The sequence below is a fragment of the Arthrobacter sp. UYCu723 genome, from assembly GCF_054059215.1.
In genome coordinates, this window is the sequence record NZ_JBSSBW010000001.1 from 2,491,734 (window position 1) to 2,516,681 (window position 24,948).

Below are 24,948 nucleotides of genomic sequence, written 5' to 3' on the forward strand. Positions count from 1 at the left end.
CAACGAGGAGCCCCATGATTTCCCTCTCCATCGCCGGCGGCATCGCCGAGATCGTGCTGGACGCACCGCACAAACTGAACTCGCTGGACGAGCAGGCGCTGGCTGATCTTGGGCGGGCGTACGACGACGCCGCTGACGCCGCCGCTCGCGGCGAGGCCAGGGCGCTGCTGCTCCGCGGAACAGGGCGGGCCTTTTGCGCCGGGCGGGACATCGCCGGAGTAACGCCGGAGAGCGACGACGCGGAGGCCTACCTCGGCGGGCTCGTGCAGCCGCTGCTGAAGAAGATGAGTTCCTTCCCGGCACCAACTTTCGCAGCCGCCCAGGGCGCCTGCCTGGGCGTGGGGCTCGGGCTGCTGCTGGCCACCGACGTCGTCTACGTAGCGGAGAACGCCAAGTTTGGATCCCCGTTCGCCAAACTCGGGGCCACGCTGGATTCCGGCGGCCACTGGTACTTCACCGAACGCCTGGGCATGCACCGGACCCTGGACCTTATCTATACGGCGGAACTTATCAGCGGCGCCGAGGCCGTGGCGCGGGGGCTGTTCAGCCGGGCCATGCCCGCGGAGCGACTGCTGGAGAATACCCGCGCCATTGTGGCGGGCGTGGCCACCGGTGCCACCGGGGCGTTCACTGCCAGCAAGGAACTCGTGGCACACCTCCGGGACCAGCGCCTCGGGCTGTGGGATGCGATGGCGGAGGAAAACGCGGAGCAGGCGCGGCTGTGCAAGAGCGCAGACTACGCCGAGGGTTTCCGTGCCTTCCAGGAGAAGCGGCCACCGTTATTTAATGGTCACTAACCCGACAATTGCGTGCCGGGATTGCCACTTCCGCCCTCTAATTTGTAAGGTTCAGGCATGACATTGGGGAAAACCGTAACAAAAGCCGTCATTCCTGCCGCCGGACTGGGAACACGCTTCCTGCCCGCCACGAAGGCAATGCCGAAGGAAATGCTGCCGGTGGTCGATCAGCCGGCCATCCAGTATGTGGTGGAGGAAGCAATCAAAGCAGGTCTGACGGACCTGCTGATGATCACCGGGCGCAATAAACGCGCCCTGGAAGACCACTTTGACCGGGAGCCCAGCCTGGAGCGCACGCTGGAACTCAAGGGCGACCTGGAGCGCCTTGAGATTGTCCAGCACGCGTCCAACCTCGCGCCCCTCCATTACCTCCGCCAGGGCGATCCCAAGGGCCTGGGCCACGCGGTCCTGTGCGCCCGCCAGCACGTGGGGGACGAGCCCTTCGCCGTCCTGCTGGGTGATGACCTAATTGACGAGCGCGACGAGCTGCTGAGCACCATGATCGAGGTGCAGGCCAAGACCGGCGGCTCCGTGGTTGCTTTGATCGAGGTGGATCCGTCCCAGATCAGCGCGTACGGGTGCGCGGACATCTCTGCGGTTGCCGGCGAGGATTATTTCCAGGTGAACCGCCTGGTGGAAAAGCCCGCCGTCGCCGACGCCCCCTCGAACCTGGCCGTTATTGGCCGCTACGTGCTGCACCCGGCCGTGTTCGACGTCCTGGAGAAAACAGCACCCGGCCGCGGCGGCGAGATCCAGCTGACCGACGCGCTCCAGACCCTCGCGGCCGCAGACGGAGAAGGATCCGGCGTCTACGGGGTGGTCTTCAAGGGCCGCCGGTACGATACCGGGGACAAGCTGAGCTACCTGAAGGCAGTCATTACCCTCGCCTCGGAGCGGGTGGAGTTCGGGGAAGAGCTGAAGACCTGGCTGAAGGCCTTCGTCAACTGACTGGTGAGCCTCAGGACGTCCTGAGGAGTGCCATCGCCGCTACGCCCAGGGCGGCTATCGCCAAGGCCGCCAGAAGCAGATAGGGGAGCGCCTGCGGCGGAGGCAACGGAATGTAGTACTCAACCTGCCGCGGTGCTTTCCGCCAATGTCTCCCCATGGTTCTAATAAATACCACATGGATCCGTCGCGCGAACGCCACACTGCTCAAACAAAAGAAGAGGGCGGGTTGCCCTCCGGATATCCGGAGGGCAACCCGCCCTCTTTGTGTTGCTTGGGTTACTTACGCTGCGGCCTCAGCCTTGGCGCGGCGGCGAACCACAACTACCGAGGTGGCACCGGCTGCCAGGGCACCGGCACCAACGAGGGACCAGAGCATCAGGTTGGCGTCTGCGCCGGTGTTGGCGAGCCCGGTGCCGCTGTTGGCGACGCCGGCAGCGGGTACCGCTGCAGCGGGCACCACAGTGGCGCCCTCGACCGTGATACTCGAGCTGACGGTGATGCCAGACTCCAAACCGGTCGCGGTGAGGGTGTAGACCCCGGCCTCGCTAATGCTAACCGGGAAGGAAAAGGCGCCACTGCTATCTGCGTTGGTCGAGAACGTCTGCGGTTCCAGGGCCAACGTGATCTGCCCTGTTACGCTCATGCCACGGCCGGCAACGCTTGCGCCGGTCGATGCAGGCCTTGCACCAGGCGTGACCTTAATGGAGAGGCCCTCTCCTGCCTTGAAGCCCTTGCCGCGGAAGACGAACTGCTCGCCCGGGCCCACCGTGCCATCAGAAACGGCAGAGTTGGCGGGCGGTGCCCGGTAGTCGTCCGCTGCTACTGACGGAACTGCGCCGACCAGTGCCATCGAGCCCGCAAGCGCTATGGCTGCAAATGTTTTTTTCATGTGTCCCCCTGAGACCTTATGTACGTATCGTCACGCGATGTGGAGATTTCCGATCCCCCGAGTGACCGTAGGTTGAAATCTCATTTGTTGCCCAAAGAGACGGTAGCATCCCGCGGTGCCTGTTACCAAAGCGAATCAAGTCGCTTTACAAACAGTTAACCTGTTGTCTACTTTTCCTGTCCGCAGGCCGCGGTTTCGGGCGTCAGGATGACGTCTTTGACAGCCTGGACGGTCGGAGTCACAAACAATTCGGGTTCAGTGTGCTGCACAATTTTTCCGAACGTGAACTCCACGCTGCTACTTTGCCCCGGTGCCAGGGTCACGGTTACTGACCCCAATGGTCTGTTGGCATGGTGGTGGGCCGCGAAGTCTGTCTTCGTACCGTCCACCGTAGCTGTTTCCACGTTGGCTTGGACCGGACCGTAGGCGATCACGTTGGTCTGAACTGTCCCCTCCGGCACACCATAAATGCCGCCACCGGTGACGTACGCGGGCAGTGACGTTGCCGCGTCTGCAGGGGCCGTGTTGGTGCTGGTGATGCGCACCCTGACTCGCCCATAGTCGTTACCTGTGCACTCCTTCATGAGCTGCACAGTCCGCTTCACGTGATAGTCCATCTTTGCGCCAGTGCCGTCATTGAAGTAAACCCCGAACTGTGCCGGCGCGACGCTTGGGCCGACGATTGATCCACTCAGGGGATACTTGGCGATGACTGCCTGCTCATCACTCGTGCCGGACCAGATCAGAACTCGGCCCTCTGAGGCGCCGCGTGTGATGCCTTTTATCAAACCCTTAGCGTCGCCAGTTCCGCTAGAGAGGGCCCCGAAAATTTCTTTCGCGACGCCGGCGAAATAAGCGTCCTGGATTTCGGGTCGGGCGATTTTCGCATAGACGTCGGAGAGCAGAGTCCGCACCACGTTTTTGCCGCTCAGCTCAGTCGACAGCCCGGTGTCCGCGACAGCAATCAGCTCGGGGTCGGTTATCTTCACCGGTCCTGTCGCGTCCAGAATGTAGCTCAGCGCTACGGGGTCCAAGGAGATCACGCCGTCCACGTGCTGCCCGGACTTTCTCTCCCACATAGCTTGCGCCGTAGTGGCTGCAGTAGGGAAGTCGGGCGTCAGATTGACGTCCTGCATGAACTTACCCATGCGACCCGAGTAGATGTGCTCCTGTTCCGGGTCCACGGACAGGGTCGGGGACATGACGCCGACATCGCCAGCGCTACTCTGTTTGCCCAGCGTCAGTTTGCCTGCATCGAGGGTCAAGATCGCGAGCGCCCCCGGTATGCCGCCGGAGGCGCGGGCCTCGGCGTTGTTCTGGATCATGAGTAAATAGTTTCGCTGGCTGCCTTCTCCCAACATTCCAGGAGCGATCTGGGCGGCGTTTGCGGCCGCATCGAGCGCGCCGGTTACGGTCTCCAGCTGCTCGCGGGCTCGCGTCAAGGGTTCTGCCACCTGGGGCCACAGCCCGCTCGCATCGATTCTGTCCAGCCGCTCAGCGGAGAGCCGCACGGCGTGAGCTGCCGATGAAACACTGGGGGCGGCCTCCTGGAGCGGTTCCAAGTTCGAACCCGTGCTGGTGGGGAGAAGACTTTCCCAGTTGAGGGAACCGAAAACTTTGACCAGGGGAGCCACGCCCAAGGTGGCCACATCGTCGCCTGATCGGGCAACTTCTGTGATGGCACTGAAATTACCGCCGATCCACGGGATGGAAGCGGCCAGCGTCCATAGCGGATCTCCGGCCGCATCGCGTGCCGCAGCCGTGTGCGACCTAATGGTCTCCGATGTAGTCGAGGCCTCTTGTGGCTTGGCGCCAACGATGTTGTCCTTGAGCGCCGGTATTAGCTGCGCGGTAGCTTCAAGCTCCTCCTTGATGATGGTCGCCCGAGTGCCAAGCCATGCTGCTGCTACTGCCAGTACCACCGTGACGGCCAGCGACGCGGAAGCAATGATGTAACGGCGGCGCCTCACGCTGCGCCCTGGCATCGACTTGGGGCGCCTAGGCCTTCCCTTGGGGCTGGTGCCGGCATCGGAAGCTCCGAGAGCGTCACTCATCGCCTACGGACGCCCCAGTCCTCGGTAGTTCCACCCGGCTGCGCGCCATTTGGCAGGGTCCAGGACGTTGCGGCCGTCCAGAATGCGGGGGGATGAGACCAACCGGGCCATTTCGTACGGGTCGAGTTCCCGGTATTGCTGCCACTCAGTTAGCAGCAGGAGGGTATCTGCGCCCTCAACCGCCTTCTCGGAATCCAGTTCGTAGTGCAGTTCCGGGAATCGTCCTGCTGCGTTGGCCAGCGCCTTTGGATCAGTGACCGTCACCACGGCTCCCTGGAGCTGTAGTTGGGCGGCGATGCTCAGTGCAGGGGAGTCGCGGACGTCGTCGCTCTCCGGCTTGAACGCGGCGCCAAGGACGGTGATCCGCTTTCCGAGCAGCATTCCGCCGCACAGCTCGCGGGTCAGTTCCACAACCCGCGTCCGGCGGCGCATGTTGATCGCATCCACTTCGCGGAGGAAAGTCAATGCCTGATCCGCGCCGAGCTCCCCGGCTCGGGCCATGAACGCGCGAATGTCCTTGGGGAGACAGCCTCCCCCGAACCCGATTCCGGCGTTCAGGAATTTCCGGCCAATACGGTCATCCATCCCAATCGCGTCAGCAAGCCTAGTGACATCTGCGCCGGCGGCCTCGCAGAGCTCTGCCATAGCGTTGATGAAAGAGATCTTGGTGGCCAAGAAGGAATTGGCTGCGGTTTTCACGAGTTCCGCTGTCGGATGGTCGGTAACTAGGCGAGGAGTCCCAGCACCCAGTGGGCCAGCGTAGACCTCGTCAAGGACTGCCACGGCCGGGTGATCTTCGGAACCATCTGTTATTCCATAGACAAACCGGTCAGGACTGAGCGTGTCCGCCACTGCATGACCCTCGCGCAGAAATTCCGGGTTCCAAACAAGATGAGCCCCTGGTTCAGTTCCCCGCACTAGATCGGAAAGCCGCGAGGCAGTCCCCACGGGGACCGTTGACTTTCCAACCACAATGTCCCCGGGAGCCAGATACTTTAGAAGGGCACCGGCCGCGGCGTCGACGTAGGTCAGGTCGGCGCCGTTTTCACCCTTTTTTTGAGGCGTGCCGACGCAAATAAAGTGCACGCTACTCCCGGCGGCAGCGGACATGTCCGTAGTGAAGGCCAAGCGGCCCGTCGACTGTACTTCTTCAAGCAGCTCGTCCAGCCCGGGCTCGTAAAAAGGAGCCGTAGAAGCTGACAGCGCGGCGATCTTCCTTTCGTCGACGTCAATTCCTATGACGTCGTGTCCGAGTTTTGCCATGCAAGCTGCATGTACGGCCCCGAGGTATCCGCAGCCAATTACTGAAATACGCATTTATGTAGCCTTCCCCAAAATCAGGATTGCCGGCACTAGGCCGGAGAACTTTGGCCGGACCCTGATCAGACCGCGCCGGTGCTTGCAAATACTGCTTTGAATGTCTTAAAGAGGATTACTACATCAGCCATGAGCGACCAGTTTTCCACATAGTAAAGATCGAGCCGGATACTTTCCTCCCAGGTGAGGTTGGAGCGACCGCTGACCTGCCACAGTCCGCTCATTCCCGGGCTTACGTAGAGCCGGCGATGGGCGGCATCGTCATAGAGGGCCACCTCACCTTCTCGCTGCGGTCGCGGCCCGACTAAGCTCATGCTTCCGCCCAGGACGTTGAGAAGTTGGGGCAGTTCATCCAGCGAATACTTGCGTAGTATCCGGCCAAGCGGCGTTATTCGAGGGTCATTTTCTACTTTGAACAGCGGCGTATCACTAGAACCTTGGGCAGCCAAGAGGGCGCTAAGCTCGGCGTCAGCGTTGACCCGCATGGAGCGGAACTTGAGCATGCGAAACGTTGTCCCCCGAAGGCCAATCCGCTCCTGAGGATAGAACACCGGACCCGGGTCGGTGAACCGAACAAGGAGAGCCAAAGCCCCAAAGATTGGCGAGAGGCATACCAGCAGCGAGCTGGCAACGGCAATGTCGAAGGCCCGCTTGGCGACTTTCTTCCCGCCTGTGAGCTTGGGTGTTGAGACGTGTATCAGGGGCAATCCGGCCACCGGCTGGGTATGAATTCTAGGCCCAGCGATATCGGTGAGAGCAGGGGCCAGGATCATGCCGATGTCGCGTGCGGCCAATTCCCACCCCAGCCTTCGAAGGTCCTGAGGATGCATGTTGACGCCGGCCGAGACAGCAACGGCATCTACATTTGTGGCCTCGATTACGGCCAGAATGGCGTCGAAGTCTGTCTCCACGCCGGTCACCGGGACTGAAATTCCGGACAGAGGCGTACCGGCCACTGCACCAGGTAGGTGGGCCGCTACGGGCATATAACCTGCATCCGGGGCACTCTTGAGAGAGCTAGCAAGATGAGCTGCGGAATGCGGGCCGCCGATAATGAGCACACGTGAGTTGCTCCTGCCGTTCTTGCGCTCCAAGCTCAAATGTTGGCGCACGAGCCATCGCGCGGCCAGCAAGCCGAGCGCCCCCGCAGGGAAGGCCAAACCCACGAACCCTCGGGCTGTATCTATTCTCAAGGCGTAGGACACTATGGCTACAAAACCGAACAACCACGCGGAACTAGCGATGACTCGTTTGTATTCTTCGGATCCCGAGCCCAATACTCTTGGCTCGCGGGAGCCCCAAATGCCAAGCATTAGCCACCAAGTGACTATCAACGTAGCCGACAGCAGCGCATAATCGACATCGCGATCGTTGCCTGTTCCGATGTCAGACAACCCGAAACGAACAGCGAAGGCCCCGGCAACGGCCCACGCCACTACGAAGGCGTCGACGAGTCTGAGTCGTCTGGCATACCTGCGCTTCCATGGGTCCTGCTCGTGCGTCTTTTCCAAATCTACCCCCATGCACAGAACAACCCCGTCAACGAGAGTATGTTACTGCCATTGCGACTGCTCTCGTGTCTCGCAGAAGTGAGATGGATCTCACCAGACCTTGGCCTCAGAGCGAGACGGTCGCTTGTCGTAGGCACACAGACGGTTGCATCTGCCGTTTTCGTTCAGCCGCTGTGCGGATCCTTGTCCCAAGACGCCCCTGTGTTACGCCCCGGCATAGCGACAGGACGCGACCCCGACACACTTGTGTGATACTTCTTAGCGCGTAAGGAAGGCAACGCCTCTCCTCCGCCGGGTACCGAAGGGGGAAGCGGCATGTCTAATGCGATAAATCTCGACGGCCAGCGTCGTGCGCTCGTCGTCCATGAGTGGTTCGCAACGATCGGCGGTTCCGAAAACGTAGCCAATGCGATTCGCCACGCATTTCCAGGGTCAGACCTTGTGTGTCTCTGGCGGGACCGGCAGGTGGTGATCCCAGGCCAGGGGCGAGTACTGGAAACCATTCTTGCTGCCCGGCCGTTTCATGGCAGAAAAGTATTATCGCTACCATTCATGCCCATCGTATGGCGATGGACGAAGGCCCGAAAGCATCTCGCTGAAGTAGTTATAGTCAGTTCGCATCTTTTTGCTCATCATGTAGCGGTGGCTCAGGGCACCCCCAAGCTTCTTTACGTGCACACGCCAGCCCGCTACATATGGGAACCTGCATTGGACGGGCGGGGAGACAGTGTTCTGGCTCGTGCCGCATCCGTCTTCTTGAAACCCTTAGACAGGAAACGGGCCGCAGAGGCGACTGGCATCGCGGCAAACAGCGAGTTCGTAAGGAGTCGCATAAAGAGTGCCTGGGGGCGAGACGCGAGGGTCATTTATCCTCCAGTCGATGTTGAAGAAATCATCGCCACTCCTGATTGGGCGTTGGTACTCGACGAAAACGACCGGGCGATCCTCGACGCTCTGCCGCACAGGTTCGTGTTGGGTGCGTCCAGATTCATTCCATATAAGCGACTGGACCTTGCCATAAGGGGCGGCGAACTTTCCAACTTGCCTGTCGTGATCGCTGGCTCGGGACCGGAAGAGGCCAAGCTCCGACAGCTAGCCATGGAGGCATCCGTACCAGTACATATCGTCTTGAGACCTTCAAACAGCCTCCTGCGGGCCATTTACCAGCGGGCAACTGTCTTCGTTTTCCCACCGATTGAAGACTTCGGAATAATGCCGGTCGAGGCAATCGCCCTAGGAACGCCTGTGGTGTCCAACGGAATCGGTGGGGCAAGCGAGACAGTCGTCGATGGAGTGACTGGGGCCTACTTCAAGCCTGACGACGATGCGTCCTTGGCCTTCGCCCTGATGAAGGCTATGGAGCTTGACCGGGCCAACATCAGCTCTCATGCCGTGAAGTTCTCCCTGCAACGGTTCCAATCTGAAATATTGCAATGGGTGGAAGAATCGATTCGCAGCCAGCAGGGCGCCAAGAGTGGATAGGCCACTTAAAATTTTCGACGCACGCAAAATCGCCGTGCTGGTCAATCTCGGCTGCAATGCCAGCACGCTGGAACATGTAGAGGAACAGCGCTAACGATGCAGAATCAAGAAGAAATTTTGGTTTTAGGAACCGCCGACTGGAATCAGCCCATTGCAACCAATCAGCACTACATGGTGAGAGAATTAGCCAAAGAATATAAAACGACCTTTGTCGAGTCGTTGGGCCTCAGGAAGCCGGAAATTAACTCGCGTGATCTGCGAAGAATGGCAAAACGGCTAATAGGATCAAGCGGCGCAGTGACCGAGTCGCGACCTCTTCCCGTAAATGTTTCCATTATTTCCCCGAAAGTCATCCCGCTGCACGTCAGCCCGTGGAATACCCTCAACCGCGCGATATTGAACAGACGGTTCCAAAGTTGGGCGGCCAGCCCGAGACCCGTCTTTTGGACCTATTCCCCCGTAACGTATGGCTTTGAAGCCGCTGCCGCGGCAAGTTTCTATCACTGTGTTGATCTTTATGGCGCATTTCCCGGCATCGACAGCAAGTTGATTGATCGGGAAGAGCGCCGTCTTGCCGAAACGGGTATTACCGCTGTGGGAAGCAGCCAAGTAGTCGTCGAGCATCTGGAATCTCTAGGTTTCGGGAACGTAATATTTTGGCCCAACGTCGCTGATACTGAGGTCATACGGCAATTTGAGCCCGGGTATTCCCTTGACAGACAGGGTGCCCTATTTGCTGGAAATCTAAGTGAAAAAAAAGTTGACTTCAATTTACTTGGTGCCATACTCGACGCCGGGGTTGAGTTGCATCTGGCCGGCCCGGTTGCCGAAGGAGGAGGTGCAAGCCGGGGCCGCCTTGAGGACTTGATTCGCCGCGGCGCGAAATATCACGGCGTTCTCGGGCTTCCCGAGCTATCAAAACTCATGATGCGATGCAAAGTGGGATTGATCCCCTATCTGATGACCAGTTACACGCAAGGCGTCAGCCCGCTAAAGACGTACGAATATCTGGCAGCTGGTCTCGCCGTGATTTCAACTCCGATTCCTGGAGTGAAACATGTAGCCGCAGATGTTTTCGTAGAGACTAATTCGACAGAATTTGTGCGGCGCGTCGAACTTGAAGTCTCCGCACCGATCGATCTCCACGTCAGCAGAAGAATTAATGTGGCCGAGAAACATTCTTGGTCTGGCCGGGGAAAGGATGCGCGCTCCTTAGTAGCGAACTCTCTCTGAAATTCGTGATGGATCGCATTCCAGCGCGGCATGTGCGCGAGGTAAGCGTGTCGCCGAGGTAAAAACGGCAGGTCGATGGCGGATCGACTCCTAAGAGGTTGGACTAAAAACTGTGTTAAACGTCTGTCATATTGCGCGAGACATTCGGGCGTCCGGCGGTGGCGAAGTTGTCAAGCAGGTTGCGCGCCACCAAGCCCTTCGAGGTGCGCGAGTTGTTGTGATAACCGATACTGCCGAAATCGACTTGGGTGCGAACGTCACGATCCTCTTAACGCCCCTGGGCAACCGGCTTCTGACGTGGGTCCCGAAATCCCGCGTAGGGTGGATGTTACGACATGCTGCCCAGATATTTACCTTCACGATCCTTTCGAGTGCCCTGGCGCTGCCTCTTCGACTTAGGGGGTTCACGGTTTTTAACCATAATTGCGAGTCTCTGGTTGGGCAGATCCTGGTGATGCACAATGTGTTTTCTGCTGACCTGTTGGCACGCCCCCTGACCCGAATTCAAAGATATCGCGCCTTGCTAAACCCTGTGCGCCTTATGCGCATTTCGAAGGAATTAGCGTTGAGTAGAAAGATACTTGGAAAGACCCTGGTATCCGTTTCCGAGGGGGGGAGGGAAGATGTCGAACATCTCGCTGGCGGAGGCGATCGGGTTTCGGTTATACCTAATGGAGTGGACATTTTAGGGTTTTCCGGTGCTCTGAAGCTGCAGGTGCCTCAAGTAGTAAAGGAGTGGGCCGGGAAGGACGTGTCACGAGTCATTTTGTTCATCGGACACGAATGGAAACGAAAGGGGCTGGATGAGCTCTTGGTTTCGCTGACCCTGCTCCCACAGGACTACGGTTTAATTGTGGTGGGAGGCGCGTCGCAGGATCATCGGATGTACGACTCCAAAGTCAAAGGATTGGGCTTATCGCAGAGGGTTCTTTTCGTTGGAGAGCACGCCGATGTCCGTCCGTTTCTGGCTGCCGCCGATGTCTTTTGTCTTCCGAGCCACTCCGAAACTATGCCCCTGGTCGCTTTGGAGTCCTTGGCGGCCGGAGTTCCTATTGTCCTCACTGCCCAATGCCCGGCCTCGGACTTCATAGTTCCGAATGTCACCGGTTCCGTCACCACAGGTGAACCTGCCGAGATAGCGGCAGCCATCTTGCGGACTTCGACGCTGGTCAAGGGGCCGGCGGACGTCGAGCGGATCAAGGCTACAGTCGCGCGATGTGATTGGAGTCATGTCGGAGTTATGTACAGCGATCTTGCCATCCAGCATACGTCTTCGCGCTCGTCCTCGAAGCGATCCATTGCGGGAGTCGTGGCGAGAACTGCTCGCGCACTTGTGAAGCGTCCGTGAGCGGATTCGTCCGCGGCTTCGCCATTCTGGCGGCTGGAAGCCTTGTTGGCAAGGTTGTTGCCTTGGTTCGCGAAGTTGTTTTTGCAGGGGCCTTTGGGACAGGATCTATTGCCTCTGGATTTCGAGTCGCTCAAACGGCTTCTATCGTGCCTGCCAACCTTGTCTCTGGTGATCTCTTGTCAGCGGCCTTTGCCCCGAACTACGCGCGAGAGGCCCAGCTAAACCCAAGCAGGGCGAAAGCCATGCTTTGGGGTTACTCGGTTTGGATTACACTCGTTCTGCTTTTCGTGGCCGGGGCTGTCTACTGCCTCCGCGACGCAATGGTGGCCATAGTGGTTCCTGGAGCGTCTCCTGAAGTCTCTGATCAGGCAGAGGTACTGCTAGGGCTGTTGTGTTGGGTCATACCTTTGTACGGACTTTCGGCTGCCCTCGCTTACGCGCTTGCAGCGCACGGCAATTATGTTCCTACGTCCACGCGACAGATGGTCCAAAGCATCGGTCTGCTTCTCGGAACTGTGGCAGCAGTCGTTACGGGCTGGGTTCCGTGGCTGGCTGTCGGTTTACTAGTTGCGTGGGTGCTAAATACCGGGATTTGTCTATTGCTGCTCATCCGCGGCGGCTTCCTGGGCGTACCTACATTTTCGGACTTGGCCCAGGGATGGAGGTTTGTTGTCAGTGGTGCCAGAGGCATTGCCCCACTCTTTTTTCTACCAATCGCGCTCCAGCTCTCCATAGTCCTCGAGCGGGTGTTTGCCTCGTTCGGCGACCCCGGGCTCATTGCGGCCGTTGATTATGCCCGGACGGTCTCTGAATCCGTAATGTCCGTTGTCGCGGTTCCACTGGGAATTTTAGGCCTGACGAAACTGTCTGTCCTCGCAGATGACGAATACCGGCATCAGGTGGGAAGAATGAGTGACGCCGTGGTCGTTCTGTTGTTGCCGGTATCCGCACTATTGGTGGCCGGCGCTGGATCGATAGTCAACCTGTTGTATCAACGGGGCGAATTTGGGCCGCAAGCCTCGATGCTAACAACGAGTGTTCTGACCGGACTGGCCTCAGGGCTAATGTTCCAAGTCCTAGGCTACTCGTTGTCTCGGGCTTTAACGGCATCTGGCCGTAACCGTTGTGTGCTTTTCTGCACGTTGGCGGCTATCGCGGGTCAGATCGCCGTCCAGTGGGTGGGACTAAATACTCTTGGACCTATTGCAATTGGCCTGGGTCCATCAGTATATGGATTGCTGCTAACCATTGGTTGTGCCGCAAGTCTAGGTCTTGTGAGGAGGGTTGCTGCCCAGATTGGTGCTGCGGCGCCAGCAATTCTTGCTTCTTGCTACGTCATGGTCGTTGATATGCCGCCTCTATGGCGTGTTGTTACTGTAGCAGTTGTCTGGGTAATAAATATCGCATCCGTGAAACGCCTCCGACATCCTATAGGTGACCATTTGAAGCCCCACGCAAAGGGTTTGGGGCGTCGCGTGCGTCGTCAGCGCGCCAAGCAATGAACCAACCGACGACTAGAACAGGGCATCTACATTATGATCGGCAGCACTTACAAAATGGATTCCCGGCCAGACTGTGAAGGTGGGTCTAAAGGGCTTCTCGTTGCAGTTTTTCGGCATACTGTATTCAAGCCCTCGGAGCAGTTCATTCCCTTGCAAGCACTGTCGATGCCTTCGTCCCGGGTTTTGGTTACATCGCGTGATGCGATACAAAATCCAGTGACCGGTCTCGAAACCGTGAGTATCTCAGATCTCGGCCGCCGTGCCGTGATCCGACACACGACGTTACTCGATAGTCGACCGCTAGTCGAGACGCTTAGCGACCGCAATGTTGATATTCTTCACGCACACTTTGGCGTAGAAGGTATGTATTCCATTCGCGCTGCCAAACAGCTTGGTATACCTCACGTGACGACATTGCACGGTTATGATGTGACCACCTCCCGGCGGGCGTTGGTGCAGTCCAAGAAGCCAGCATGGATTTATTATTCTGCTTTTAGAAGAAAACTGCTCGCATCCCAAAGTCACTTCATTTGCGTTTCAGAACACATTCGTAATTTGGCGATTCAGATGGGTGCGCGCCCGCAGAACACCAGCGTGATCGGGACGGGCGTGGATACTTCACTTATTCAGTTCAGCGACGTTCCGGAGGCCCCAGTGGTCCTTCATGTGGCCCGACTCGTCGAGAAGAAGGGAACCGAGTACTTGATCAGGGCTTTCGGCGGGGTGGTCAAACAGATTCCGGAGGCGAAACTGAGAATCGTCGGAGCAGGTCCTCTGGAGAATTCTCTGCGTGCCCTGGTCGCTCGACTCCGTTTAGAGAGCAGCGTTTTCTTCTTAGGAGCGCAGTCCCATCCCGTGGTGCTGCAGGAGCTGGCGGCGGCTCGGCTGTTATGTCTGCCCAGTGTTACGGCCAAGTCGGGTGATCAAGAAGGTCTCGGACAGGTCCTCCTAGAAGCAGGAGCCACGGGTAGGCCTGTGGTAGCCACCGAGCACGGGGGAATAGTTGACGCCATTGCGGACGGTGAGACGGGCATTCTCGTCGCCGAACGCGACTCGAAGACATTGTCGGAAGCGTTGATAACTCTACTGACTGATACTGCTTTAGCCAGTAGTCTCGGTAGGAATGCGCGGGCACGGGTAGTCCGCGATTTCGATGCACGGCGCCAGGCCGAAAAGGTTGAAGAGGTTTATCGCCGGGCACTGGGCTAGAATGCTTTTTCGACCGATACCGTTCCTAACAACTCTCTTATTAGGAACGGCTGCGCAGTGGGCCAGTGAGTGGGGCGCATCAGCGGTCATTGCATTGGTCGTCAATCCGTCCGTGTGGCGGCCAGTTGAGCTTCGCGCTCCAGCGGGCTCGCCCAGCTTATGACTTCCGGTTTGTAACTATTGATTGGCCCTGCACCAGGGCTCCTGACATGGTCACATATTCGGTGTGATGTCAGTGGCGGTTTTTGATGCCGAACTGCAGCACCAGGCTGGTGCCGGGATAGACGGTTTCGGTGGCGGTGAGATGGTCGCAGAGTTCGGCGGCGGCCTTCGTGGCGCGGGCGGTGGGCAGCGGGTCCAGGGTGATCTCGAGGTGGCCGCCGGCGGGCCGGATATCGCCGGGCCGGATAAGCATCTGCCGGATGAGGGCGTGGGCCTCGTCGGACGCACGGGCGTAGCCGGTGTTCATCCGGACGTCGCGGGCGAGGGCGGTGACGGTGTTGAACGCGGCGATCTTCACCGCGTGGGTGAGCAGCTTGGTTTCGGTGTCCAGGATCTTCTGTGCGGGGGCGATGTCCCCGAGCCGAAGCCGGGCCGGCACGGCCCGGTGGGCGGCCTGCGCGTTGTCCAGGTCCTGTTCCGCCTGACGCAGTGGTGCGGTGAGCAGGTTGTAGGCCTCGTTCGTGATGAGCACGGACCCATGGCGTTTTAAGTTGCCGCTTACAGCGGTTGAATCTGGCCGAGGGTGAGTCGATGAGGTCGATGGCGGCGCGGCTGGGTGTCTCCAGGAATACCGTCGCGAAGGCGGCGGCGTCCGGGAGTCCGCCAAGGTATGGCCGTGCGGCCGGGGACTCCGCGATCCGGGCGATGGAGCCGAAGATCCGGGCGTTGTTGAAGGACAATTCCGTGATCCCGGCGACGGTGATCGCCGAACGGGTGGGCTGGTCCGGTTCCCCGGCGTGGTTCAGGGAGAACGTGGCCCGGGTCCGGCCCGTGTGTGCACCGGCAGATCCTGCCGACCGGATCAGTTACCAGCCCGGGGCGCTGACACAGGGCCGGCAGCATCCTCCATTCTCACCGAGCCGGCAGTCGCTGTGGACTCTTGAAAGAACCATCCTCACTGAAGTTTGGTCATGTGCGAGCCATCCGGCATCGAGTAATACAGTCTTCCTTTACGCCCTTGGCCAGCGCACGGTCAAGCCTGAGTGCGAGGGGCGTGAGGAGTAACACTACTGACTTGACTTAAACCATGTGGGCCAACCCTGTTGGGGGCCGTGAAATACTGCCCGTAAGCGGCCAGAAAAATGCCCGCTAGCGGCCAGTAAAACTGTCTGCCGGCGGCCATGCGACGCAGCCCTGCCTCTTCGCGCACCCGAACCTTGCCTCGATCCTGAACGCCAACGTCAGCCTGCGGCCTTTCGGCCTTGCGGCGGGAGGCGAGCTTGGACCGTACCCGGCCTGCGGGCTTCCTCCGTGAAGAGGCCCTGATGACTTCGGCCGATTCCCTCCGCTGCGCGCGGGCGTACGCCTAGACAACGTCGTCAAACCCCCGGGAGAGGCCCCCCGATGAATCCCCTTACCACGACCAACACCGCGGCGCCCAGGACGAAGGTTCGGACGACCATCGGCGTGTTCTCTGGAACGGTGCGGGCCAGGCCGAATACGACCCCGTGGGCGGGTCTGTAGGGGATCCGGCGCAACCTTGTGGCTTCCTCGGCGAGCCTGGCCGCGGGTCATCGTGGTCTGAACGCCAGCGGGTCCTCGGTGTGGACGAGGGCCGCGACCGCAAGGGAATCGCCGTGTGGCGTTCTAACGCCCGCTCGACGTTGGTAGCCTTTCGCAAAGTGCGTCGGATCTGGCTGCCTCGCATGGCCGTATCCGTGGACGCCTTCCACCCGGTTCTGCTCGGGAAGATCTTGCTCACGGAGGTCAGGCAACAACCTTCGTCAGGGGTGGCGTGGACGTGCTACAGACTACTCCGGCCATCCGGAGGCCGCTGCAGAGAGGAAGTGAAACACTCAGCCCGCGGCCCGGACGTCGCGCGGGTCTTCAACCTCGATGACAACTGGAAAACAAAGACCTCAAGGAATAAGAAAGAGCAGTTGCGCGCCCTATTGGGTACCGCTCCGGTCGAGGACGCTGCCGCAGGGAAGGCCCGGCCCGACGGAATTCTGGCCCAGCCGAAAAAACTCTCTTCGGCGAACCACCTGCCGCTGGTGTCTTGACGTCACATGCGACCTGAGTTCGTCAAAGTCTTGCTACGGCTAACCACCTGAGCGGGTCAGAGCACTGCGCTCACCTGAGCGGTTCAGAGCACTGCGCCTTGGGCTCTCCACGGTGTCGCGAGGAAATACCATCGGGGGGCGAGAAGCTGAAGAAAAACTCTCGCCGCCGATATTGCCGTTGGTAGATCCTTCGCCGGGGCTGGCTTGCTGGCCCGCTCGGTTCTCAGGTTCCTTCTGACTGCTGTAGTAGGAGTATGCGTATGCGTCGGGCCCCTTCAACGGCAATCTGTTCAAGACAACGCCGAGCAGGTTTGCATTAACCATCTCCAGTGCACGTAGTGACTTCTGAAGATCTTGGCGCTTTGTTTTCTGGGCCCCGACGACAATGACGACGCCCCCAACGTGCTGAGCCAGAACTGCGGCATCTGTGACGGGCAACAACGGCGGCGCGTCGATGATTACAGCGTCGAAGACGCTCTCGAGCCTCACAATCAGGTTCTTCATCTCTTCGGAGCCCAAGAGCTCGCTCGGATTAGGGGGAATCTGGCCCGAAGTCAGGACGAAAAGACTTCCCTCTCCCCACGGTTGCAGAAGTTCGTCTACATCAACTGCGCCTACCAAAGCGGTGGTTAGGCCAGCATTGCGTTCCAGCCCAAGATATTCGTTAACCATGGGGCGGCGCAGGTCCGCATCTATGAGGCATATCGTCTGACCGGACTGCGCCATGGCAATGGCTAGGTTAGTTGCAGTAGTGCTTTTGCCCTCTCCGGGCAGTGACGAAGTTATCAACACGGTTTTTGCTCTTCCGGCAACGTTCGCGAACTGCAGATTTGTTCTGAGCTGCCTGAAGGACTCCGCGCGGGGGCTTTGATGGGCCGACTGAGTTAGCAATGGGCGCTTTGTGGCATTGCTGTCGAAGCTGATTCCCCCCAGAACCGGAGCGTCGGAGACTTGGCGGAGATCTGCTTCGCCGCGAATTCGAAAATCCAAAGTGGTCCTCATAATGGCGCTTCCGACGCCTAACGCTAGCCCGACGATGAGGCCCAGAAGTAGATTGAGCCGGGTGTTGGGCGCAGACGGTGTTGTTGGAGCCTCAGCAGGCGTGACTATAGACAGATTGACGGGGGAGGTCCCACCTGCCCGCGGCCTTTCAAGTGTGTCTATAGCCTTGATAAGGCTGTTGGCCACTGCCTGTGCTGTCGCCGCGGCTTGCGCGGGAGAGTTGTCTAGTACTGAAATGTTGATCAAAACCGTGTTGAGCTCGTTGCTTGCAGCGACTTTTTTTGATAGTTCGCCTGCGGTCATGTTGAGTCCCAAGCTATCAATCGCCGGCTGCAGAACGGCGGGGGTTCTCACTGTCTTGACGTACGACTGCACTCGAGCCTGGCTAAACGTGTTGCCTTGTTGGAGTTCCTGAACCGAGCCTGAACTCTGTATAGCGACAAACAGTTGCGTGTCGGCCGTGTACGTCGGCTTTACCAAGATAGAGGCAGCGCCTCCTGCGAGCAGTCCCGCCAAGGCTATCGCCATAACCATCACCCAGTTGCGACGCAGTATGCGTAGATAGTCGTGCAGATCCAAGACGAGGTCCCCCTGTGTCGATCGTTCGAAGCTGCAGTCCGGCAGGCCTCCGGAACGGAAATGTTCGCGCGGTCACGGCTATTGTACTGACCTTCGCGCTGACCCTTATCCGTCGCCACCGTGAGGGGCGCCAAATGGTGGTGGATTCTAGCCACAGAAGCCAGCCGGACGCACGCCGATATTTCCTACTGTGCGGCGGGCCGATACTCGCCTGAAATTAGCACCGCGCTGCTGAAGAATTTGACGGCTGGTTGATGCGCCCTGCTCTCGGAAGTCGGGGTCGGACGGCGGCGAGTACAGGCGGCGGCCCGCAAGCTACCGCGTATCGACGTCCTCAAACACCAAAAACGTCTGGGTGTCCAGCACCCCGGGCATCGACTGCAACTGGTCGAAAATCACGCGGCGCAGGTCAATGTTGTCCAAGGCGCGGACCAGCAGGATGACGTCGAAGTCCCCGCCCACGAGGGCGATGTGATGGACCTCGGGGATGGCCCGCAACAGCTCCCGCAGTTCTCGCCAGGAATGCTGGCGGACCTTGAGCGTGACATACGCCGATGACTTCAGTCCGGCCTTGATGGGGTCCACGAGTGCCGTGAACTTGGTCAGGACCCCCTCCCCGGTCAGCCGGGCGATCCGCGTGTAGGCGTGCGCCCTTGAGATATGGACGTTCTCAGCCACCTGCGTCACCGACATCCTGCCGTCCCGGGTCAGCTCCGCGATGATGTCCCGGTCCACGTCGTCCAGCGGCACTGCCGCCTGCTCGGATTCCGTCTGCGCCATTTATCTACAACTTCCGCTCGTAATCCAGCTCACACTTACAATTCGTCTCCCAGAGTAGGCCTAATTCAGGGACTTCTCCATAATTTGCCGCGGAGGTGGATACGAAACAGCGCTCGGCAGCATACTGGGAGTGAATGGTGGCTACAGAAGGACGGACCAATGACGATCTCCGCAGACCACACTGCGCAGCACCCGGCCGCCGAGGACGCGGCTCCCGGCGTGCCAGCGGCCGGCCAAGCCGAAATGCCGGAAGACGCCGCCACCGAGGCCGTCCGCAAGTTCGGCATCACGGTCGAGGACTACATGCTCCCGGCGAGGCACCAGATCCAGATGGTGGGTCCGGACGGCACCCTGAACCTCCAGACCGAACAGGGCGCCCAGCCCGGCCACGAGTACAGCCTCCCCGGCGACGACGAACTCGTCGCCGCTTACGAGCAGCTCGTCGTCGGACGCCGGGTCAACGACCAGAACTCGGCCCTCGTCCGGCAGGGCCGGATGGCCGTTTACCCGTCCAGCCACGGCCAGGAGGCCTGCCAGGTCGCCGCTGCGCTCTGCCTCTCCGACGGCGACTGGATGTTCCCCACCTACCGCGACTCGGTGGCCGTGATGGCCCGCGGCGTAGACCCCGTCCAGACCATGACGCTGTTCCGCGGCGACTGGCACGGCGGCTACGATCCCGCCAGGCATAAGGTCGGGATCCAGTGCACGCCGCTGACCACGCAGCTGCTCCACGGCGTCGGGGTGGCCCATGCCGCCAAGCTGCGCGGGGAGGACACCGTTGTCCTGGCCATGTGTGGCGACGGCGCCACGAGCGAGGGTGACTTCCACGAGGCGCTGAACTTCGCCGCGGTCTTCCACCTGCCGGTCGTCTTCTTTGTCCAGAACAACCAGTACGCGATCTCGGTCCCGCTGGCGCACCAGTCGGTCGCACCGTCGCTGGCCCACAAGGCCGTAGGCTATGGCATGGCCGGGGAACGCGTGGACGGCAATGACATCGTGGCCCTGCTCGCCGTGCTGGGCCGCGCCGTCAAACTGGCCCGCGATGGTTCCGGGCCGTTGCTCGTCGAGGCCCACACGTACCGGATGCAGGCCCACACCAACGCCGACGACGCCACCCGCTACCGCCAGGACAGCGAGGTCGCGCAGTGGGTGGCCAAAGACCCGCTGAGCCGGATGAAGACCTACCTGACAGACCGCGGACTGCTCGACGACGAACGTGCCGCCCGGATCGCCGAGAACGCCGAAGCCGTGGCCGCGCAGCTGCGCGAAGGCCTCGGCGAGGACGTCCCGGTGGACCCCCAGGACCTCTTCAAATACGTCTTCGCCACCCCCACGCCGCAGCTGACGGAACAGTCCGCCCTGCTCGCCGATGAGCTCGCCCGGGAAGAGGCCGCGAAATGAGCCCCACCATCACGACCTCGTCCGAGGCGAACGGCAACGTCAGCGCGGCCACCGCGCGAGCGGCCGCCAAGGCCGCGGCTGCGTCCGAGCAGAAAACAGAGCAGACCGGCCCACAGTCCATCACGCTCGCCAAGGCGCTGAACGCGGCGATGGCCGACGCGATGCATGCCGACCCCTCGGTCCTGGTCTTCGGCGAGGACGTCGGCATGCTCGGCGGCGTCTTCCGGATCACCGACGGACTCACCAAAACCTTCGGCACGAGCCGCTGCTTCGACACCCCGCTGGCCGAATCCGGGATCGTGGGCATGGCGGTGGGCATGGCGATGAACGGCATGCGCCCGGTCATCGAGATGCAGTTCGACGCGTTCGCCTATCCCGCTTTCGAGCAGATCGTCAGCCACGTCGCCAAGATGCACAACCGCACCAAGGGCGCCGTCAGGCTGCCGATGGTCATCCGGGTCCCGTACGCCGGCGGCATCGGGGGAGTGGAGCACCACTGCGATTCCTCCGAGGCCTATTACGCCCACACCGCCGGCCTGAAGGTCTTCACGCCGGCCACTGTGGCGGACGGCTACCGGATGCTCCGCGAAGCCATCGACTCGGACGACCCGGTCATGTTCATGGAGCCCAAGAAGCTCTACTGGTCCAAGGACCAGGTGGATCTGGACGCGCTGCGTGCCGAGCACGCGGCGAACACCGAGCGCGGGACTTCGTCCGAGGGCCGTGCCGCCGTCGCCCGCCGGGGCACGGACGCGACGCTGATCGCTTATGGCCCCTCCGTCCCGACGGCGCTCGACGCCGCCGCCGCGGCCGCCGAGGAAGGGCGCTCCCTGGAAGTGATCGACGTCCGCTCGATCGTGCCGTTCGACGACGAGACGGTCTGCGCCTCGGTCCGCAAGACCGGCCGCGCGGTCGTCATCGCCGAGGCGCACGGCTTCGCGTCCGTGGCCTCGGAAATCGTCGCCCGAGTCCAGGAACGCTGTTTCCATCACCTGGCCGCGCCGATCCGCCGTGTCACCGGCTTCGACGTGCCCTACCCGGCGCCGAAACTCGAGCACTACTACCTGCCCGGCGTGGACCGCATCCTCGACGCCGTTGACGACCTCCAGTGGGAAGACTGACCATGAGCGAACCGAAAGTATTCCTCCTACCTGACCTCGGCGAAGGCCTCACCGAAGCGGAGCTCGTGCACTGGCTCGTGGCTGTGGGCGACGAAATCCGCGTGGACCAGCCGATCGCCGAGGTGGAGACGGCCAAGTCCATGGTGGAGCACCTCCTACCTGACCTCGGCGAAGGCCTCACCGAAGCGGAGCTCGTGCACTGGCTCGTGGCTGTGGGCGACGAAATCCGCGTGGACCAGCCGATCGCCGAGGTGGAGACGGCCAAGTCCATGGTGGAGGTGCCCTCCCCGTACGCCGGCACCGTGGCCGTGCTGCACGGCGAACCCGGCCAGACGCTCGACGTCGGCAAGCCGTTGATCTCGGTGATGCCTGTCGATGCGTCCAGCCGGGCCGCCGCGGATGATGCCGCCGATGTCGCTGCCGAAACGTACCGCGAGGAGGAGAAGGCTGGTTCGGGCAATGTCTTGATTGGGTACGGGACTCCGGGCGGGCATGGGGTTGCCCGGCGGACCCGGGCTCCTAAGCGGGCCGCGATGGCTGAGTCTGCCAGCGGGGTGTCTGCGGCCGAGAAGGCTGCCGATGACTTAGTGCTTCTGCGGACCCGGGTGCCTGGGAAGCTGGGGGCCGTTATTTCTCCGCTGGTCCGGCGGATGGCGCGCCAGCATGGGGTTGATTTGGGTGATCTCCAGGGGTCGGGGGCCAGTGGGCTCATCATGCGCCGCGATGTCGAGGCCGTGATCAAGCCGGCGCTCGTGGCTGAGCGTCCGGCGGTGGAGCGTCCGGCCGTGGAACCTGCGGCACAAACCGGCACAGATTCCCGCACTGGGCTAGGCATCACCGGACGCACGGCCGTCCGGGGGGTGCGGAAGGCCGTTGCGGCGAACATGTCCCGCAGCCGTTCCGAAATCCCGGAAGCCACCGTCTGGGTGGACGTGGACGCCACTGCGCTCGTGGAGATGCGTGCCGCGCTGAAGAAGGCGGACCCGCACAACACGCCCGGACTGCTCGCCTTCATTGCCCGCTTTGTCACCGCAGGGCTCAAGAAGTTCCCGGAGCTGAACACCCGGATCCAGGACTCTGGTCATGGTCGGGTGGCGGTTTTGCGGGTTTGTTGATTTTTCGGTGTTTTTGCTTGGTGAGGGCTGTTAACTTCACCCATTCTTCGATATAATAGATCATAGAATCTGTGTCGTTGAGAAGGGTGGAATGATGAGTCTTATGACTGCTCAGCCACCTCTTCCCGTGGCGATGGTTTCGGATGCCGTGCCGTTGGGGTTGGCGGGTTCGGTGGTGAAGGATGCCAGCGGTGGCGGGGCCGTGTACCTGCATGGCCAGATATCGTTTGCCTGGGATGGCGGCGACGAAACCGCACGCCGCTGGGCAGCAGTGAAGCTGGTACAGCTCAAGGCTGCCCCGCTGGGTGAGATCGCAGCAGCTTTCTCGGTCACGCCCGGCACGGTGTGGGCGTGGGGTCAGTTGCTGGCCGACGGCGGCATCGTGGCCCTGGTGCCGGAAAAGAAGGGCCCCAAGAAGGCATCCCGGCTCAGTGCCGATGTCATCAACCAGATCGTGGAACTGCGCGCCACCGGCCTGTCCCAGCAGGCCGTCGGGGATGCTGTGGGGGTCTCGGAATTCAGTGTCCGCCGGGCCCTGAAACTCGCCGCCGAACAAGCCATTGAACAGGCCACCAAAGACGCAATAGAAGCAACAGCACCCGGTGCCAGTGAGCCGGAAACGCCGGTGTCGGCTGTTGTGGTGCAGCCGGAATTGCCGATCCTGCCAGCCCCCGTGCCACGCACCAGTGAGCGCACCGCAGCCGGCCTGGCCGAATGCGCTGAACCGGTGTTTGCCCCGGCGGCACGGGTCCCGCATGCTGGGTTGTTCCTGGCCTTCCCCGCACTGGAGGCCACCGGCCTTCTGGCCTGTGCGAAAGCCACCTACGGGGCGTTGCCGAACGGGTTCTACGGTCTGGAAACGATCCTGATCGACTCGGTGTTGCGGGCCTTGGCCGGGGAGGCCCGGGCGGAGGGCGCCACCCGCTTCAACCCGGAGGACCTGGGCCGGGTCTTGGGGTTGGATCGGGCCCCGGAAGTGAAGACGATCCGCCGGCGCATCGCCCAACTCGCCGAGACAGGGAAGGCGCAGGATTTGATTGCGGCCCTGGCCGCCCACCACTTGGGCAACGTGGGCCCGGGCGGGGAGAATGGTGGAGAAAACTTGGCCGCGGTCCTCTATGTGGATGGGCATGTGCGCGCCTACCAGGGCACGAAGAAGATCGGGAAGCTCTACTCCACCCGGTTGAAGTTCCCGGTCCCGGCGACGGAGGAAACCTGGGTCTCTGACGCCAACGGATCCCCGGTGTTCCTGGTCATGGCGGCCCCCGGCGCTTCCCTGGCCGGGGAACTGCGCGCCCTGTTGCCGAAGCTGCGGGACATCATCGGCGATGAGCGGCGGGTGCTGGTCGGCTTTGACCGCGGCGGCTGGTCCCCGGCCCTCTTCCAACACATGAAGGAGCAGGGTTTTGATGTGTTGACCTGGCGGAAAGGCAAAACCGACGACGTTGACGAGGCCCTGTTTACCGAGATCACCCACGCCGACGAGCACGGGGAAACCCGCACCTTCTCCGCAGCGGACATGCTCGTTGACCTGCCCCTGACCACCACTGCGAAGACCGGGGAGGTGTTCCGGATCCGCCAGATCACCCGCATCGTGGCCGCGTCCGGTGGTGGCACCCGTCAGATTCATATCCTCACCACCGACCACACGGTCCCGGCCGGGGAGGCGATCCACCGGATGGGGAACCGGTGGCGGCAGGAAAACCAGTTCCGCTACGCCCGCATGCACTTCGACCTGGACTCCCACGACTCCTACACCAGCGCTGATGATGATCCGGAGCGGATGGTCCCCAACCCCGCCAAGGCCAAGGCCTACCAACGGGTTGTGGCAGCACGGAAACACCACGCCGAGGTCACCGCGACCGTTGATGCCGCCGAACTCGTGTTGAAGACCCCGCCGCCCGACACCGAGGAGCTCATGGTCACCAATGCGATGATCAACCAGCTGAAGGCACCCTTCTGGGACGCGGAAACAGCCCTCACCCAGGCCGAAACGGCCCACGCCGAGCTCCCTGCCAGGATCCGCCTCGGCGACCTCGCCCCCGGCCAACAGGTCCTGGACACCGAGACGAAATTCATCCACCACGGCATCCGCATGGGCGCCTACAACACGATGATGACCCTCGCCCGGGAGATCCGCACGAACACCGGCTACAAGCGCAGTGCCGATGAAGCCCACGCCCTCATCCGCCAGGCCTTCAGCCAGTCAGGAAACATTGACCCCACCGTCCCCGGCATCCTGACGATCAGCTTGGACCCGCTGCCCACGAAGGCAAAAACCACTGCGATCGCCGAACTCTGCGAACACCTCACCCAAACCGCGACGCGTTACCCCGGGACCGACCTCATCCTCAAATACGAGGTCAAATCCAAGGCGCCGGCTCCGAGGCATTAAATCGCGATATCCGGAGTCCTGGGATCGTGACCACCGAGGA

The 24,948-nt window shown here is 61.1% G+C and carries 19 protein-coding genes and 1 pseudogene; 13 read left to right on the top strand and 7 right to left on the bottom strand.

The annotated features are described in order from the left end of the window. Positions 1-14: 14 nt before the first annotated feature. Together ACVWZ8_RS11725 and galU are read left to right on the top strand one after the other, a co-directional pair. Entirely contained in the window at positions 15-797 is a 783-nt protein-coding gene (locus ACVWZ8_RS11725) for an enoyl-CoA hydratase/isomerase family protein (RefSeq protein WP_456504731.1), read from the top strand. 57 nt (positions 798-854) lie between these two features. Continuing rightward, positions 855-1,745, top strand: coding sequence for a UTP--glucose-1-phosphate uridylyltransferase GalU (gene galU, locus ACVWZ8_RS11730; protein WP_456504732.1), 891 nt, complete (start codon positions 855-857; stop codon positions 1,743-1,745). Positions 1,746-2,025: 280 nt separating this feature from the next. Here the strand turns inward: galU and ACVWZ8_RS11735 are convergent, their stop codons facing one another. The 4 genes from ACVWZ8_RS11735 to ACVWZ8_RS11750 all read right to left on the bottom strand — a co-directional run bounded on the left by ACVWZ8_RS11735 (position 2,026) and on the right by ACVWZ8_RS11750 (position 7,528). Then, positions 2,026-2,634 carry an LPXTG cell wall anchor domain-containing protein gene (locus ACVWZ8_RS11735; RefSeq protein WP_456504733.1) on the bottom strand — a complete coding sequence of 203 codons (609 nt, stop codon included), beginning with the start codon at positions 2,632-2,634 and terminating at the stop codon, positions 2,026-2,028. 167 nt (positions 2,635-2,801) lie between these two features. Further along, on the bottom strand, positions 2,802-4,604 hold the full coding sequence (locus ACVWZ8_RS11740; protein ID WP_456504734.1) for a DUF4012 domain-containing protein: 1,803 nt from the start codon (positions 4,602-4,604) through the stop codon (positions 2,802-2,804). 87 nt (positions 4,605-4,691) lie between these two features. Further along, positions 4,692-6,005: a UDP-glucose dehydrogenase family protein gene (locus ACVWZ8_RS11745; protein WP_456504735.1), complete on the bottom strand. Its 1,314-nt coding sequence runs from the start codon at positions 6,003-6,005 to the stop codon at positions 4,692-4,694. Positions 6,006-6,070: 65 nt separating this feature from the next. After that, entirely contained in the window at positions 6,071-7,528 is a 1,458-nt protein-coding gene (locus ACVWZ8_RS11750; protein WP_456504736.1) for a sugar transferase, read from the bottom strand. 303 nt (positions 7,529-7,831) lie between these two features. Here ACVWZ8_RS11750 and ACVWZ8_RS11755 point away from each other — a divergent pair, with 303 nt between their 5' ends. From ACVWZ8_RS11755 to ACVWZ8_RS11775, 5 genes are all read left to right on the top strand, one after another. Next, positions 7,832-8,998 carry a glycosyltransferase gene (locus ACVWZ8_RS11755; protein ID WP_456504737.1) on the top strand — a complete coding sequence of 389 codons (1,167 nt, stop codon included), beginning with the start codon at positions 7,832-7,834 and terminating at the stop codon, positions 8,996-8,998. 96 nt (positions 8,999-9,094) lie between these two features. Then, positions 9,095-10,231, top strand: a complete 1,137-nt coding sequence (locus tag ACVWZ8_RS11760) for a glycosyltransferase (protein WP_456504738.1) — start codon at positions 9,095-9,097, stop codon at positions 10,229-10,231. Between the two features lie 112 nt (positions 10,232-10,343). After that, the gene (locus tag ACVWZ8_RS11765; RefSeq protein ID WP_456504739.1) at positions 10,344-11,579 is read left to right on the top strand and encodes a glycosyltransferase family 4 protein; all 1,236 of its coding nucleotides are present in this window, start codon (positions 10,344-10,346) and stop codon (positions 11,577-11,579) included. Beyond that, positions 11,576-13,081 carry a murein biosynthesis integral membrane protein MurJ gene (murJ, locus tag ACVWZ8_RS11770; RefSeq protein WP_456504740.1) on the top strand — a complete coding sequence of 502 codons (1,506 nt, stop codon included), beginning with the start codon at positions 11,576-11,578 and terminating at the stop codon, positions 13,079-13,081. Before ACVWZ8_RS11765 ends, murJ begins: the two co-directional genes overlap by 4 nt. 33 nt (positions 13,082-13,114) lie before the next feature. Next, positions 13,115-14,290, top strand: a complete 1,176-nt coding sequence (locus tag ACVWZ8_RS11775; protein WP_456504741.1) for a glycosyltransferase — start codon at positions 13,115-13,117, stop codon at positions 14,288-14,290. Between the two features lie 232 nt (positions 14,291-14,522). Here ACVWZ8_RS11775 and ACVWZ8_RS11780 read toward each other — a convergent pair whose 3' ends face one another. Then, the gene (locus ACVWZ8_RS11780) at positions 14,523-14,984 is read right to left on the bottom strand and encodes a putative transposase (protein WP_456504742.1); all 462 of its coding nucleotides are present in this window, start codon (positions 14,982-14,984) and stop codon (positions 14,523-14,525) included. Between the two features lie 59 nt (positions 14,985-15,043). Here ACVWZ8_RS11780 and ACVWZ8_RS11785 point away from each other — a divergent pair, with 59 nt between their 5' ends. Further along, on the top strand, positions 15,044-15,517 hold the full coding sequence (locus ACVWZ8_RS11785) for a hypothetical protein (RefSeq protein ID WP_456504743.1): 474 nt from the start codon (positions 15,044-15,046) through the stop codon (positions 15,515-15,517). Positions 15,518-16,299: 782 nt separating this feature from the next. Next, the gene (locus tag ACVWZ8_RS11790; RefSeq protein WP_456504744.1) at positions 16,300-16,515 is read left to right on the top strand and encodes a hypothetical protein; all 216 of its coding nucleotides are present in this window, start codon (positions 16,300-16,302) and stop codon (positions 16,513-16,515) included. A gap of 39 nt (positions 16,516-16,554) precedes the next feature. Here the strand turns inward: ACVWZ8_RS11790 and ACVWZ8_RS11795 are convergent, their stop codons facing one another. Together ACVWZ8_RS11795 and ACVWZ8_RS11800 are read right to left on the bottom strand one after the other, a co-directional pair. Continuing rightward, positions 16,555-18,096 (bottom strand): polysaccharide biosynthesis tyrosine autokinase, encoded by a 1,542-nt coding sequence (locus tag ACVWZ8_RS11795; protein ID WP_456504745.1) that lies wholly within the window; start codon positions 18,094-18,096, stop codon positions 16,555-16,557. Between the two features lie 315 nt (positions 18,097-18,411). Continuing rightward, positions 18,412-18,876, bottom strand: coding sequence for an Lrp/AsnC family transcriptional regulator (locus ACVWZ8_RS11800; RefSeq protein ID WP_456504746.1), 465 nt, complete (start codon positions 18,874-18,876; stop codon positions 18,412-18,414). Between the two features lie 159 nt (positions 18,877-19,035). On the opposite strand from ACVWZ8_RS11800, the gene pdhA reads away from it, so the two are divergent. The 4 genes and pseudogenes from pdhA (at position 19,036) to ACVWZ8_RS11820 (ending at position 24,908) form a co-directional block, all read left to right on the top strand. Continuing rightward, complete coding sequence (pdhA, locus tag ACVWZ8_RS11805; RefSeq protein ID WP_456504747.1) at positions 19,036-20,277, top strand: pyruvate dehydrogenase (acetyl-transferring) E1 component subunit alpha; 1,242 nt, start codon at positions 19,036-19,038, stop codon at positions 20,275-20,277. After that, positions 20,274-21,398, top strand: coding sequence for an alpha-ketoacid dehydrogenase subunit beta (locus ACVWZ8_RS11810; RefSeq protein WP_456504748.1), 1,125 nt, complete (start codon positions 20,274-20,276; stop codon positions 21,396-21,398). Before pdhA ends, ACVWZ8_RS11810 begins: the two co-directional genes overlap by 4 nt. A 2-nt stretch (positions 21,399-21,400) precedes the next feature. Beyond that, a pseudogene (locus ACVWZ8_RS11815) lies at positions 21,401-22,486 on the top strand (biotin/lipoyl-containing protein); the annotation flags it as partial. Positions 22,487-22,616: 130 nt separating this feature from the next. Next, positions 22,617-24,908, top strand: coding sequence for a putative transposase (locus tag ACVWZ8_RS11820; protein ID WP_456504600.1), 2,292 nt, complete (start codon positions 22,617-22,619; stop codon positions 24,906-24,908). Positions 24,909-24,948: the final 40 nt, after the last annotated feature.